Source organism: Kitasatospora sp. NPDC056531 (assembly GCF_042794375.1).
Classification (GTDB): Bacteria; Actinomycetota; Actinomycetes; order Streptomycetales; family Streptomycetaceae; genus Kitasatospora.
This window is the reverse complement of record NZ_JBHTTU010000031.1, coordinates 33,698-46,397: the sequence shown is the minus strand read 5'-3', so window position 1 is coordinate 46,397 and position 12,700 is coordinate 33,698. Positions and strand designations below refer to the sequence as shown.

General features: G+C 66.6%; 15 protein-coding genes. 6 read left to right on the top strand and 9 right to left on the bottom strand.

The genetic code is table 11. From position 1 onward, the window contains the following. Positions 1 to 42 precede the first annotated feature (42 nt). On the top strand, positions 43 to 183 hold the full coding sequence (locus ACFQ87_RS24485) for a hypothetical protein (RefSeq protein WP_380612932.1): 141 nt from the start codon (positions 43 to 45) through the stop codon (positions 181 to 183). Positions 184 to 222: 39 nt separating this feature from the next. On the opposite strand, the gene ACFQ87_RS24480 is transcribed toward ACFQ87_RS24485, so the two are convergent. Continuing rightward, a complete protein-coding gene (locus tag ACFQ87_RS24480; RefSeq protein ID WP_380612931.1) occupies positions 223 to 819 on the bottom strand; it encodes an HD domain-containing protein in 597 nt (198 codons plus the stop codon). Positions 820 to 889: 70 nt separating this feature from the next. Then, the gene (locus tag ACFQ87_RS24475) at positions 890 to 1,171 is read right to left on the bottom strand and encodes a response regulator transcription factor (RefSeq protein WP_380612930.1); all 282 of its coding nucleotides are present in this window, start codon (positions 1,169 to 1,171) and stop codon (positions 890 to 892) included. A 117-nt stretch (positions 1,172 to 1,288) separates the two neighbouring features. On the opposite strand from ACFQ87_RS24475, the gene ACFQ87_RS24470 reads away from it, so the two are divergent. Continuing rightward, entirely contained in the window at positions 1,289 to 1,444 is a 156-nt protein-coding gene (locus ACFQ87_RS24470; RefSeq protein ID WP_380612929.1) for a hypothetical protein, read from the top strand. A gap of 438 nt (positions 1,445 to 1,882) precedes the next feature. Here ACFQ87_RS24470 and ACFQ87_RS24465 read toward each other — a convergent pair whose 3' ends face one another. Both ACFQ87_RS24465 and ACFQ87_RS24460 read right to left on the bottom strand, forming a co-directional pair. Further along, positions 1,883 to 2,305 carry a PIN domain nuclease gene (locus tag ACFQ87_RS24465; RefSeq protein WP_380612928.1) on the bottom strand — a complete coding sequence of 141 codons (423 nt, stop codon included), beginning with the start codon at positions 2,303 to 2,305 and terminating at the stop codon, positions 1,883 to 1,885. Then, complete coding sequence (locus ACFQ87_RS24460) at positions 2,302 to 2,517, bottom strand: type II toxin-antitoxin system VapB family antitoxin (protein WP_380612927.1); 216 nt, start codon at positions 2,515 to 2,517, stop codon at positions 2,302 to 2,304. The genes ACFQ87_RS24465 and ACFQ87_RS24460 overlap by 4 nt, the downstream gene beginning before the upstream one ends. A gap of 310 nt (positions 2,518 to 2,827) precedes the next feature. Here ACFQ87_RS24460 and ACFQ87_RS24455 point away from each other — a divergent pair, with 310 nt between their 5' ends. Further along, entirely contained in the window at positions 2,828 to 5,173 is a 2,346-nt protein-coding gene (locus ACFQ87_RS24455; RefSeq protein ID WP_380612926.1) for an N-6 DNA methylase, read from the top strand. 49 nt (positions 5,174 to 5,222) lie between these two features. After that, positions 5,223 to 5,447: a hypothetical protein gene (locus ACFQ87_RS24450; RefSeq protein ID WP_380612925.1), complete on the top strand. Its 225-nt coding sequence runs from the start codon at positions 5,223 to 5,225 to the stop codon at positions 5,445 to 5,447. A 452-nt stretch (positions 5,448 to 5,899) separates the two neighbouring features. Here ACFQ87_RS24450 and ACFQ87_RS24445 read toward each other — a convergent pair whose 3' ends face one another. Both ACFQ87_RS24445 and ACFQ87_RS24440 read right to left on the bottom strand, forming a co-directional pair. Beyond that, positions 5,900 to 6,304 (bottom strand): carboxymuconolactone decarboxylase family protein, encoded by a 405-nt coding sequence (locus ACFQ87_RS24445; RefSeq protein WP_380612924.1) that lies wholly within the window; start codon positions 6,302 to 6,304, stop codon positions 5,900 to 5,902. Further along, a complete protein-coding gene (locus ACFQ87_RS24440) occupies positions 6,301 to 6,966 on the bottom strand; it encodes a class II aldolase/adducin family protein (RefSeq protein ID WP_380612923.1) in 666 nt (221 codons plus the stop codon). The genes ACFQ87_RS24445 and ACFQ87_RS24440 overlap by 4 nt, the downstream gene beginning before the upstream one ends. Positions 6,967 to 7,113: 147 nt before the next feature. Between ACFQ87_RS24440 and ACFQ87_RS24435 the strand changes: the two genes are divergently transcribed. Next, entirely contained in the window at positions 7,114 to 7,491 is a 378-nt protein-coding gene (locus tag ACFQ87_RS24435) for a MerR family transcriptional regulator (protein ID WP_380612978.1), read from the top strand. Between the two features lie 366 nt (positions 7,492 to 7,857). On the opposite strand, the gene ACFQ87_RS24430 is transcribed toward ACFQ87_RS24435, so the two are convergent. Beyond that, positions 7,858 to 9,405 carry a hypothetical protein gene (locus tag ACFQ87_RS24430; RefSeq protein WP_380612922.1) on the bottom strand — a complete coding sequence of 516 codons (1,548 nt, stop codon included), beginning with the start codon at positions 9,403 to 9,405 and terminating at the stop codon, positions 7,858 to 7,860. A 208-nt stretch (positions 9,406 to 9,613) separates the two neighbouring features. Here ACFQ87_RS24430 and ACFQ87_RS24425 point away from each other — a divergent pair, with 208 nt between their 5' ends. Continuing rightward, positions 9,614 to 9,763, top strand: coding sequence for a hypothetical protein (locus tag ACFQ87_RS24425; protein ID WP_181442628.1), 150 nt, complete (start codon positions 9,614 to 9,616; stop codon positions 9,761 to 9,763). A gap of 261 nt (positions 9,764 to 10,024) precedes the next feature. On the opposite strand, the gene ACFQ87_RS24420 is transcribed toward ACFQ87_RS24425, so the two are convergent. Next, on the bottom strand, positions 10,025 to 11,113 hold the full coding sequence (locus tag ACFQ87_RS24420) for a DUF4041 domain-containing protein (protein WP_380612921.1): 1,089 nt from the start codon (positions 11,111 to 11,113) through the stop codon (positions 10,025 to 10,027). Between the two features lie 287 nt (positions 11,114 to 11,400). After that, complete coding sequence (locus tag ACFQ87_RS24415) at positions 11,401 to 12,681, bottom strand: hypothetical protein (protein ID WP_380612920.1); 1,281 nt, start codon at positions 12,679 to 12,681, stop codon at positions 11,401 to 11,403. Positions 12,682 to 12,700: the final 19 nt, after the last annotated feature.

The window sequence follows — 12,700 nt, the reverse complement described above, 5'->3', positions numbered from 1 at the left end:
CCGGCCGAGATCGACTGATCCACAGAGCGGAAAGACGGAAAAATGTTCAAGACCGAGGCTCGTTTCGTCAAGTTTGCCGTTGCCCTTGCCGTTGGCGCCTTCCTGGCGCTCGGCGGGTCGGCCGCCCCGGACACCGTCAACACCGCCGCTCCGGTCGCGCTCGCGGACTCCGCCTGGGGCTGATCGTCCGGGCACCGGCCGTGAGCCGGGCCGGTGCAGTCCTCAGGCGTCCAGTGGGTTCGCGGCGATCCTGGCGGCGATGCCGTTGCGCATCGCCGCCGCCGCCGAGCTGTCCGGCTTGCGCTGCGCCTGCTCACGGAAGCACGACACGAACTCGTCGCCAAGGCCGAGGCGGGGGTGGCGTGCCAGCACTTCGCCCCGGAAGGCGGCGGTGAAGTCGTCCACGTTCCGGCCCGAGATGTCCAGGCTGGTGGAGCGCTCGAGCAGGTGGCCCTCGGGGTCGTCGGCCACGTCGACCTGATCCCACATGTGCCGGACGATCACCTCAGCCAGCCGCGTGCGGCGCGCCGCCGGCCATCCGGCACCGGCCGCGAACACCCACGCCACGTGTCCGCCGGCTTCGTCGAATGCCACGGTGTGGCTGTCGAACTCACGTACCAGGCCGATGTCGTGGAACATCGCGGCCACGTACAGCAACTCCGCGTCGAACGCGATGCCCTGGGACGTGCCGTAGGCCGCCGCCCACAGGTAGGCCCGCGCGGAATGGTTCAGCAGCGCGGGGGAGCAGTAGGCGGAGGCCACTTCCCGGGCGGTGGCGCACGCGGCGGTGTCGGGGATCACGAGATCATCGAGTTTCACGTCAGTGATTATCCGCGCCGCCGGGCCGTCAGACGGTCGAGGCCGTGGCCTCCGTGACGCCCGCCGGTCGTCAGCTGGATTCGGCTGCGTCGAGGATGCCGGAGCGGGCCACCAGGTAGCCGAGCTCCGCCCTGCTGCGACTGCCCAGGGCATCCGAGATCTTCTTGATGTGCGAGGAGACCGTACGGGAGCTGATGCCGAGCCGGGCCGCGATGGCCTCGTCGGTGTGCCCGCGCACCATCAGGCGCAGCACCGCCGTCTGGCTCTCCTGGGCGAGTCGCTGCGGGCGTAGCCGGTCCGGACCGTAGGTGATCGTCTGTGCCCGCCCCCACATGTGGTCGAAGACCTTCACCAGAAAGCCGACGATCCCCGGGTGCTGGATGGCCAGCGTTGTGGTCCGGCGCTCCTGGAATCCGGGGGCGAAGGCGGCCGATCGGTCGCAGATGATGATCCGCTCGAAGACCTCTTAGTGGCCTTCTGCAAGGAGAACGGCCTCTGGCCCGTCTACAACCACAACCGCATCCACGTCGTCCCGCCCTGCACCATCACCGACGAGGAGGCCCGGGAGGGTCTCGCCATCCTCGACCGGGCCCTCTCGATCGCCGACAGGTACACCGACAACTGAGGTACCGCCCCAGCCGCAGGAGCACGGGGCCGCCTGTTACCGCGGAGATCCGCCGTAGCGGGCGGCCCGGTGCACTGTCGGTCCCGGAGCGCCAGCTCCTCGGGTCGAGCTGCGACCAAAACCGCAACCATGAGACGACGAAGGCCCCGACCGGAAACCCGGTCGGGGCCTTTCGTTTGCCCTGGCGGGCAGAGGCGGAGGATACGAGATTCGAACTCGTGAGGGGTTGCCCCCAACACGCTTTCCAAATGTTCGTCCGACTGTCCGGGGGCGGCCGCAGGTGTCCTGACCTGTGGCGGAACGGCGTGCTCGCCCGGTTTTGGACGGTTCTGGACGGGGGTGAATGCAACCAGAACTGCAACCGGGGGAGCTGGTCGTACCGGCTCCCGATCTACGGGCGCGAGGGTGCCGGCGTTCGGAGCCGAGTCCGGGCGCGACTCATTTCTCGGCTTCTGACCCGTACCACTGGAGGGCTTGCCCGGTGACCTTCGCGATGCACTCGAAGTCCCGGTCCCGGTGCAGCAGGGTCAGGCCCTCCATCTCTGCCGTTGCCGCGACGACCAGGTCCACCGCGCCGGCGCTGCGGTGCTGGCCCCGTTTGGTCAGTGCTTCTTGGACCCGCCAGGCACGCTCGAAGGCGCGATCGTGGACAGGCACCCAGCTGAACAGCTGTCGCATGTCCTCGATCCCCTGCATGCGGTCGGCAGCCGTCCGCGCGCTGTAGAAGAACTCGAGCTCGGTGATGGGACAGGTGGCGATGAGCCCGGCAGCCGCTGCCTGGTCCCAGCCGTACTGCTCACCGTCCCGGCGCATGAACCGCGCGAGGGCGCTGGTGTCGATTAGGAACCTTGCCGCGCTCACCGACGGTAGTTCCTCTTGTCCTCGAAGATCTCCAGGTCGAAGGCTCCATCCTCAGCGGCAGCGCGTAGCCGGGTGAGTGCGAGGGCCCGCCTCCGGGTCTCCAGCACCTCACGAAGGGCGCTGTTGACCGTCTCCTTCTTCGTACTGGTCCCGAGTGCCTGGGCCACGTCGGCGAGCAGCTCGTCGTCCAGATCGATCACGGTCCGGCTCATGGATGCACCTCCTGATGTATCAACTCATGTGCAAAGTATATCTCGCCATGGGCGACGGTGGGCAGCTGTGCCAGGAGATCGGACTGGCTGCATCGACTGTTAATCCCGTTCTCGATCGTCCTGACAGGCTGGGGCGTAGCTTCGATGATAAAAGCCCAGCTCAGCGCAACATTCGCGAGCCGATTCTGATTCGGCGCCGACGACTGAAGGCCAAAGAATGCGCACTGCGGGTGCGCAGTGGACGCAAGGGCTCCACGCTTCTAGCGTCGTCTTTGTCGGAACAGGCAGGCGGAACAGCCCGGGGGGCATCATGAGTACGGCAGACAGTACTGACGAGCGTCTGGTCACGCGTTCCGAGATCGTGGAGCTCACCGGAGTGGCGCGACCGACGATCACCATGTGGGCGAAGCGCCACACGGACTTCCCGTCGCCGGTCCGCTCTGGTGAAGCGGAGTACTTCTGGCTCCCCGGTGTTCTCGAGTGGCTGGACTCCCGGGCGGTTCCGGAAGCGCGGCTGACCCGGGACGAGAGGAGTGGTGTCACCTACGGTAGTCGGGCGCGCCAACGGCTGAGGGTGAGGCGGCTCCTGGATGTTGAGGCCGGCGTGTGCGGTCGCGGCACTGAGCCGGAGGATGCCGGGAATCGACAGTGCGTGGACGAGCTCATGGGAGAGCTCGCGGACAGAGTTCGCGGGTCAGGCTCGATGGTGGACTACCTGAGCCTGCTTCTGTCGCTCAACTTCCTGCGGCTCGGCGAACCCGGTCGCTGGAGTGCGCTCCGAGAGGTGGCCGCCTCCGGCCGTGGGGCGGAAGCGGCTGGAACGCTGCTTCGGCACATCGGCGTCTCCGCCGACGAGGTACTTCGCCGCCGTGGCCTACCACCAGGGATGCGGGACGCGTTCGTGAAATTGGAACCAGGGTCCTACGAAGTCCTGCTGCGAGTCGTGCACTTGGTGGAGGGGCTGGGACGCGATGCCTTCCGACTGGTTCTCGACGAGTACGAGGCACAAGCAGGTCTGCGCAGCAGCGACTTCTTCACGCCGCGCGGGCTGGCCAGGCTCATGGCCAGGCTGGTCGTGCGCCCGGACGAGGTGGTGGGTACGGTCCACGACCCCTACGCACGAGGGGGCGAGATGTTGGCAGCAGCGGCCAGGGCCGTTTCGTCGGCTGATCCCCACTCTCCGCCGCCCGTGGTCATCGGAGAGAGCCCGAGCAGGGATACGTTGCGACTCGCGAGCATGAACCTCACCCTCCAAGGCATCCGGCCAAAGCTTCGAGCCGTTACCGCATCGCCGTGGCGTCGACTTGAAAGGGCTGGGGGCGCAGCAGACGTGGTTCTGACGAACCCGCCCTTCAACATGAGCGATTCTGCAGGCCAGGAGCGGGGAGGCACGTGGCAGTTCGGTCCGCCGCCCGGCGGCAACGACAACTTCGCGTGGCTTCAACATGTAGTGGCATTGCTGAGCGCGGATGGCAGGGCTGCCGTGGTGATGCCCAACAAGGCGGGCAACTCGACCAATCGGGCGGAGCGCCGGATTCGCCGGAACATGGTGGAGGCCGGGGTGGTCGAGGCGGTCATCGCGTTGCCGCCAAAACTCTTCTCGCAGACTCCCATTCCGGTCTCGGTCTGGCTTCTGCGGAAATCTGTGTCTGCTCGTCAGGAGGTGCTGTTTCTCGATGCTCGGAATCTGGGGACAGAGCATCGCGGGCGGCGCGTTATGGATGAGCGAGATCAGCAGAGCGTCGTAGAGGCGTATGAGCGGTGGTGCGCAGATGACCAACAGAGCCTGGCACCGGGGGATTTCGGGTGTCTTGGCGTCTCCGTGCCACGGTCGGCCCTTCGCGACAAGGGGTACACGCTGAATCCGCTCGATCATCTCGCGGGTGCACAGCGGGAATCCTCTCCCGCACAAGTGCCTGATGCGCTTGTGGAAGCTCGCGCGGACACCGTTCGTCTGCGGATGCGTGTCGAGGAGGCGGACCGCGCTGCCGATGCCATCCGTGCAGCCGCTCGCTCAGGGGAACCCGGTCGCCGAGGGCCGGCTCCGGCGGGCTGGACCCACGTCTTCCTGCGCGACCTGTGCCAGATCCAGGCCGGATTCTCATATTCACGCCTGCCGGCGGAGCAGCGCGCATCAGGTGAGCAAAATCCGGTGGTATTTTCCCGGCATCTCCGAAACGGGCGCATCGGGGAAATTATCGACGAGAGGGTCTCCGCCGAGACCGCGCGGCGGCTTGAGCGATTCCGGCTGACCGTGGGGGACATCGTGTGCATCCGCACCGGCGCGATGAGGCCTCCGGCCATCGTGACCAGGCGGGAGGAAGGATGGCTGCTCAGCACGAATCTCATCAGACTGCGAGTGCTGGAGCCCGCCAGGGTTGATCCCGAGTACCTCCTGGGTTATCTGTCCCTGCCGCACACCGTGGGGTGGATCACGGACCGCGCGGCGGCTACGGCCGCACCCTCCATCAACGCCGCGTCTCTCGGGCAACTGCTGGTGGCGCTGCCGCCTCTCCAGGAGCAGTTGGAAGTCGCCGCGACGCTCAGGAGCCTCGACGAGCAGATCGCCGCGCACCAGCAACTGGTTGCCAGTGTCTCCCGTACTCGTGCGGTGCTCGCGGAGCACCTCATGAGCGCCGTGCTGGCTCTCGAATGATGCCGACCGTCACCCAGTGCACCTCACACCACCAGAAAGGCACGTTCTAGTGACTGAATCAAATCGCCCGAACTCCTCCGGCACGTGGGTGCTGTGGCTCCTCATCATCGGCCTCGTCTCGCTCGTCATCGCACTCGTGGTGGGCATCCTCCAGACCTGGGCGGGAGCCAGACTGCCGGAGGCCACGATGGCTGCCGGCGCTGCCTTCGGGGTGTCGGTCGGGCTCTGCCTGGCCGTTCTGGCCGCCGTAAGGGAACTGAGAGGGTCTCTGTAGCCGTCCCGCTCGGAGGGGCGCACTCGTGGGATACGACGATGGCCCGGACCGTTGAACGGTCCGGGCCATCTACTGGCGGAGGATACGAGATTCGAACTCGTGAGGGGTTGCCCCCAACACGCTTTCCAATTCTCCCGAACCCTGTCCGCCGGCGTCCGTACGCGTTCTGACCTGCGGGGAAGCGAACCGTTGGGCAGCGGCAGAACCCAGCCGGACGGGGGTGAACGAGACCAGAACCGAGACCAGGGCCGGGCCGGGCCATGCGCCGAAACAGGTGCCCGGGGGCGCTGGTGGCCTCGAAGACCGGGCTCTCCCGGGTCCATCAGCAGACTCCGGGCGAGCTGCGCCATCCGCCCCCGCCTTCGGCCTGGGAGGAGTCGTGGGGCCCGTCGCTCGACCAGCCCCGGGCAGAGGACAGCGACTTCGCGCGCCCTGCGTCACCCGTTCGGTGGTCAGCCGGCCTTGCCGTCGTCGTCCTGCAGGAGTTCGACGATGATCTCGATGCCGAGCGCGTAGGCCGGCGTGCCCGAGGTGATGAGCGCGGTCTCGGCGACTCCGATGAGGTCGGCGATGCCGGCGCCCGCGTGGAGTGCTCCCCGGGCGTGGATCCGGGCCGGTTCCGCCCGACCGAGAGCCAGCAGCTGCCCGAAGTGGACCAACTGTTGCACTCGACCGCCGAGTGGGCTGTCGGCCAGCACGATGTGGCGCAGGGCCGTGAACGCCTCCTCCGTGGGGAGCCGGCCGAAGGCCTGGGCCACCCGCAGACGGTCCTCCACCGCGCCCGGGACGGCTCCGAGCGTCGTGCGGTAGCGGTCCCGCAGGGCTTCGGAACGCTCGGCGAAGGTGTGGTCGCTCATGACGAGACCCGTGCGATCGAGGCCCGGACGGCCTCCAGAGCGCCCTCGGGGAAGTCCACGGCCCCGCCGATCGCCGCGGCGGCGATCTCGGCCTCGGCGCTTTCCTCGATCGCCACCACGAGGTGGCCGGCAGCCGCCGCGTCCGGGCCGAACACCAGCAGCCCGTGGTTGGCCAGAAGGACCGCGGCCGTCGTCGGGCGTCGTTCCAGGACGTCGGCGATGCCCCGGACCGACACGTCCGACCCGCGCGGCCCCCAGGGCACCACCGGTACGTCCTCGGGCTGTCCGAAGCGGAGCATCGGTTCGGTGCGGCACGGCAGCGGCCGGTGGGCCACCGCGAAGGCCGTCGCGCCGGGTGAGTGGGTGTGGATGATCGCGCCCACGTGCGGGCGGGCGCGGTAGACGACGCTGTGCATGGCGATGATCTCGACGCTGACGGAGCGCAGTTCTCCTTCCAGGACCTGCCCGTCGAGACCGACGGTCGCCAGCTGGTGGGGTTCCAGGTCGCGGACGAACCCCGGGGTCAGCAGGAAGCGGTCGGCGTCGAGCCTGACGCTCAGGTTGGCGTGTCCGGAGTGCGACATCACCCCCGCCACGAAGAGTTGCCGGGCAGCCTCGACGAGCTGGTGGGCCCGGCTCGTCACTTCAGGTGCGTCTGCCATCTCTTCATCTCCCAATTCTCCGTCGGCGGCGGCCGGTTCGCCGCCGCTGCACGTGCCGGCCACTCTGCGACTTGAACTAAGGTTCAAGTCAAGCGTCGGGCCAGTACGACGAGATGACGAGAGAAAGGGGAGGGGCGAAGCGTGCGCATGACGATCGGTCAGCTTGCCGAGATCACCAACGTTCCCGCGTCAGCCATCCGGTTCTGGGAACGCCACGGCCTGCTGACTCCGCCCGAACGGCAGGGTGGGCAGCGGCGCTATCCGCCGCATGCCGCGGAGCGGATCGTGCTGTTACGCAAGTTCCAGCAAGCCGGGCTGAGCCTGGCCGAGGTCAGGGAGTTCCAGCAGGACCAGCCGCGCAGGCAGGCGATGATCCGCGCCAAGGTCGCCGAGATCGAGCAGCGCATGGTCGATCTCGACTACGCCCACCAGCTCCTGACCCATGCCCTCCAGTGCAGCAAGACGGACATCGTCAGCTGCCCGACCTTCCGGGAACAGATGGCGAAGTGGAGTCGGTCCAGCTGACGGCAAAGACCGCGACCACGGGACGACGAAGGCCCGGACCGCTTCGCAACGGTCCGGGCCTTCGATCAAAGGCGGAGGATACGAGATTCGAACTCGTGAGGGGTTGCCCCCAACACGCTTTCCAATTCTCCCGAACAGTGTCCGCCGGGGTTCACACCCGTTCTGACCTGTGGCGGAGCGAGTCTGGGGCTATCGGCTGAACCTCGGCGGACGGCAATGAATGAGACCAGAAATGAGACCACCCGCCATCGGCCTCTGGCCGCCACGGCGGTGCCGCCGTGGGCATGGGCATAGGCCCAGGCTGATCTTCAGGCGATGGTGCTGCAGCAGGCGTCCGGCGCGGTGGCGCGCTTGCAGAGGGGCCGGCTACCGGGGAACGGCCACAGCCATGAGGTCGCCGTCGCCGAGGTGCAGCCAGCCGCGGCCTGGGGTGGACGATACGCCGACGAGAGAGGTTGCCGAGGCGCTGCCGATCAACTTGCCGGACGTGTTGGCCTGCGGTGCGAGTAGGAGGCCCCGGCGCGCCTTGGTCAGTTCGCTCAGCCACTTCATGCTGTGGTCGATCTCCCGCTCGTCGCCGGCTGCGACCAGAGCTGCAGCTTCGCTGGATCCGTTTTGGAGCAGTCGCCTCAGCACACGGGACGCACCGCAGTCCGCCAGCACCTCGGCGTCGTCCATCACCACCACCACGGGGTCGTCCCGCGTAGCCGTGTCCAACACCTCCTCAAGTTCCTGACGTTCGATGTCGTCCTGGACGAGGCAACCCAGCACAGACGGCCGCTCCGCCAGTTCGCGCAGCGGGGAAGGTCGTGGCGCTACTAGGAGGAGCCGCGTGCCGCCCGCCAGCAAGGAGCGCGCGACGGTCGTCAGCGCGGTGGAGCGCCCCGATCCAGCTGGTCCGGCAATGGTGAAGGCGGGAGTGGATCCGGCTGCTAGATCGGGACCGTGGGCGGAGAGGGGGTCGCCTCCGACACCTGCGAGCGCCCACAGTCGTGGTACCGCTGAGGGTCGCATCGCCCACGCTTCGTCAAAGCCGATGTCCGACGGTAGGGAGTCGAAGCGCAGCTGTCGCTCCAGAGCCTCACGGGCCGTGCTCCAGAGCCCCAGCAGCAGCGTGTGGTCCTCCAATTGCAGGTGCGCCGCGTTGGAGAAGGCGATCAGCGCTTCGCGGTCGGGCAGCTCGTCATGGGTGTACCAGCGGATCCATCTGTCCGCCGAGATCCCTGTCTGGTGTTCCAGCTCAGTGAAGGACCAATGGTGTTTGAGCCGGTGCTCTTCGAGGCAGCGTTGCACAGCGATGAGTTCCCGACGTGCGGGGGAGCGGGCCACCTCGAACTCGTGGCTCTGCACCCCGTAGAACGTCGCATTCGCCGGGCGGTGCTCCTCCAGCGCGTCCGCCATCCTGGCGAATCCCTCGCTACGGCGAACCACGCCGAGGAAGACCCTGAGTGCGTCCTTGTCGTCCCACAGCGACTGCGCCGCATTGATGATCAGGGACTTCAGCGATTCCAATGCGGCGTCGCCCTGCGTGTCGTTGTCTGTTTCCTCGCCGGGCTCCGTGTTGTCGTCCTGGAGGCTTGCGTGCGCCTGGGCGACCGTCTCGCTGACGGCCAGCTTCCACAGCTCCTTGAACCGGTCGGCCACAGTGTCGTCATCATGGCGGGCGATCTCGGCAAGGGCGCGGACGATGAGGTCGAGGCGGCCTAGCGGCGGCAGGTCGGTCTTCTGGAAGACATCCAGGACCGCTTGGTGGTTGACGATCCAGAAGCCCTGAGTGTCCTTGCCGATCCGATCCCGGATGCCCCGTGCGGACGGGAGCCCCGCGTCCAGTCTGAGGTCGTGGAGATCGCCGTTCAGCTTTTCCAGACAGGGCTGATGGGAGAGGTCCGGCCTCGTCCACAACTGAGCACTCACGGTTCCTCCCCCGGGGCAGAGTTCACAAGTCGTCAGCCCGGCACTCGACGGCGCCGGCCATTGTCAGACTCTGTCACAGGCCGCGCGCTCGCGGCCCCGGTTGGCCAATGTCGTCAGGGACTGTCCGGGGCCGTCAGCGGCAGCTGCCGGTGACCCACGCTGGCTGTGGCAACGGCAGTAGGCCGGTCACCGACGGAAGGCAAGTCCTATGGAACAGCTCAGCGTCCGCACCGTCGTCCTCCTCCTGGTGGGCATCCTCGCTGTCGTTCTCATCGTGCGCGCACCGACCCTCGGGTTCGCCATGGTGGGGGCGACTGCAGTGGTCGCGCTGCTGGCCCAACTCATGGGTAGGGAGTGAGGCTGCCGCCCGAGAGCACCGCGTGCAAGGCCGCACTGGTGCTGATCACTCTCGGCGAGCTAACTGACCCGGATGCCTCCGACTGAATCGCTGGTGCGGCTCCGGCCATCCTGGGGATCAGTAGTAACTGCAACTACGGAACGACGAAGGCCCCGACCGCTGAGCGGTCGGGGCCTTCGTTATGGCTGGTCGGCCATGGCGGAGGATGCGAGATTCGAACTCGTGCGGGGTTGCCCCCAACACGCTCCCCACGATTCACACTTAGCTCTGCTGCGGCCAGCGGCTGCGGCTCTGAAAGTACTCGAGAGCCGCGGGTTCCTCCGTGAACTCAAGCAGGCCGCCTACCCTGTCTGCCAATAGAGCTCGGACCTCGGATGGTGTGGCGAAGAAGAACTCGCGTCGAGCGTTGACGAAGTTGACCCGTCGATCGGCGAACGCCTTATGGAGTTCGGACTCCAGTGCCACGGCGTCCTCGGAGAAGAACAAGGCATGGACGTCGTACCGGAACGGCACTGAAGCGTCGCCGAGCTCGCGGACGCGGTCCATCGGGTCGAGGCGGCGGGTCATGCCGATCTTGACGATGTTCGGACCGAAGGCGCCGATGTTCGAGATGACGTATACGTAGCCGGCGCGGATGTTCGCGATGCGGTAGTCGTTGGCTGCGATGGCTTTCTCGATGTCAGCGAGTCGGCCGGAGAGTTCGGTGGCGGCGGTGTCGTCGCCGTTGGCGCGGAGGGATGCCAGGACGCTGATGTAGTGCGCTCGTTCTTTCTCGAGTCGCTCCTTCTCTGCGGCCAACTCCTGCTCAGCCCGGCGCTGTTCGCGGAGAAGCTGGCGCTCCTGGCGGGCGTGTTCGCGCTCTTCCTGCACCTTCATCTGGAAGTCAGCAGTCAGCTCGAGCTCAGCGACTCGCAGAGCGTGATACTCGGGGTTGATCCGCATCTCCATGATTGCCCCGAGCTTCTCGACCGCCGTGACCGCCGACTCCAGCCGCTTCTGCGCGGTGCGCACGTTCCCTGACCTCAGCGAGCGTACGCAGTTGTCGGCCTCGGCGTTGTAGGCCCGCAGCATCAGCTTGGACAGATCGCCGACAAGTTTCCGTCCTCGGGCTAGAGATCCGTCGAACGTGAACATGTCTGCGGCGAGGATCGCGCGGCTGCTCTTGATGACGTCGTCGATCTGGCCTTCGAGACTGCGCAGCCGGTCTTTGTAGGCCGCCGCGTTCTCCAGAGGATGGTGGTAGCGGTAGATGCCGACGTCCTGCAAAGCGCGCTGGTCGCTGAGATCGATCACGTCGGCGCCACTCTGTGCGGCGGCGAGTGCCGCTTCGAGATCGGCGATACGGGCCAACAGTGGCGCGGGGTCGACTCCGCGGAACGGTGGCAGAGTCGGTGGGATGGCAGATGTCTGGTCTGGCCCAGTTCCCGGTGACCCTTGCGCCGGGTCCGTGGGAGCCTCGGTGGTTGGCGCGGTCGCGGACTCGTCGAAGTCGTTGTCCGATTCGGACTCGTCGTCGGGCACGAAGAGGTGCCAGCCAGGCGGTGGGGTCGGCCAGGTCGGGTCAGGCTTCCATCCTGGCGGGGGAGTCCAACCTTCGGGCGGCGTGGGCCACCCCGGCGGTGGGTTGAATCGCACTGTCACTGCCCTCGAACGCGGATGCCGCGACTGGTGTCAGCCGGGACCAGGCCGAATGGCGACTTCGACATTGCGGCACCGAGGTGCTGCAACGTGGCCTGGGGGATCACTTTGGCCAGATCGAAGCTGTTGAAGGTCTCGCGGTCCGCGGCAACGATGACAAGAGGAACAGTGGTTGGGCGGCCGGTGGCGGGGTCGATCGTATCGACGCCGACCGTCAGCGCGATCGAGTGGACTTTGCCGGCGCGGTCGGCCTCGAAGACTTCGTGGAGACTGCGAACTGCGACCTGCCAGACCGCGTTCGCGTACCGCTCCTTCTTTTCGCGAACGGGCAGGTCAGTTGAGGCAATCTCGTCCTTCGCCTTCACGTATCGGTACGCCTTCACCGCGGGTATGGTTGAGGGCTCTGGAACGCTGACTGTAAGCGTGAGTTCGCGGGATGCGAGATTGAACGCATGGTCGTGCTCGACCGGGAAGACCTCGGGGTAGACCGAGTTGGACAGGACGATGCCGACGTATTCTTGGATGGCGGATTCGACATCGAAGGCAAGGTCGTTGATGAGCTTGCTGACCTTGGCGTTGTGAGCCGACGCCTCAGCCTCGCGCTTTTCGCATTCCTGCTTGTATTTCTCCTCGGCGGCAGATAGTTCCGCCACGCGCTTGGCTTCCAACCTCTCGCGGTGGGCCATTTCCTTGAGGTAGCTGCTGTGGACAGCATTCCTGGTGCGCTCCCAGTAGCCATGCGCGTTTTCAAAGGCGGCCCGGGCTTCCTCGATGGCCTGTTGGTGCCGTTTTTTGCCGCCAAGCATGGCTGAGAGTCCGCTGGGTGCGGTCGGCTCCTGATACACGGGCTCAGGCGCGTAGTGCGGCTCTGTAACCTTGGGCGCAGGGACAGCCAGGCCACGAGGAATGAACGGAGGATGCTCGACCTTCGAGATCTTCAATGATTCGAGATCGACAAAGTCGTCTATGCCCAGGGTCCACGCGAGCAGACTGTCGATGTCGGCAAGGTCGCTGGCCAGATCGGTGTTCATGGACTCGACTTCGGCGAGCCTGGACTCCACATGGAGTCGCGCAGCCTCACGCTCCGCGGCCTTCTTCTCGGCGGCAGAGGCTCTCGCCGCCGCCACCTGCGCGCGTTCGTATGCCCTCATGGCTTGTTCGGCTTGGCGCTGCGCTGCAAGATGAGCACGATGGGCGGCGGCCTGCTGCTGGCGTCGGCGCTTCTCCGCTTGCTGCGCCTGGTAGTTCATCTCCGCGAAGAAGCCGCGACGTTTGCCCATGACATCCCCTACAAGACCC

Bases quoted from the DNA above. Each gene is read 5' to 3' on its own strand.
- ACFQ87_RS24445 (WP_380612924.1), bottom strand. From the start codon at position 6,304: ATGAGCGACCACACCTTCGCCGAGCGTTCCGAAGCCCTGCGGGACCGC.
- ACFQ87_RS24440 (WP_380612923.1), bottom strand. From the start codon at position 6,966: ATGGCAGACGCACCTGAAGTGACGAGCCGGGCCCACCAGCTCGTCGAG.
- ACFQ87_RS24415 (WP_380612920.1), bottom strand. From the start codon at position 12,681: ATGGGCAAACGTCGCGGCTTCTTCGCGGAGATGAACTACCAGGCGCAG.
- ACFQ87_RS24435 (WP_380612978.1), top strand. From the start codon at position 7,114: ATGACGATCGGTCAGCTTGCCGAGATCACCAACGTTCCCGCGTCAGCC.
- ACFQ87_RS24455 (WP_380612926.1), top strand. From the start codon at position 2,828: ATGAGTACGGCAGACAGTACTGACGAGCGTCTGGTCACGCGTTCCGAG.
- ACFQ87_RS24485 (WP_380612932.1), top strand. From the start codon at position 43: ATGTTCAAGACCGAGGCTCGTTTCGTCAAGTTTGCCGTTGCCCTTGCC.
- ACFQ87_RS24460 (WP_380612927.1), bottom strand. From the start codon at position 2,517: ATGAGCCGGACCGTGATCGATCTGGACGACGAGCTGCTCGCCGACGTG.
- ACFQ87_RS24425 (WP_181442628.1), top strand. From the start codon at position 9,614: ATGGAACAGCTCAGCGTCCGCACCGTCGTCCTCCTCCTGGTGGGCATC.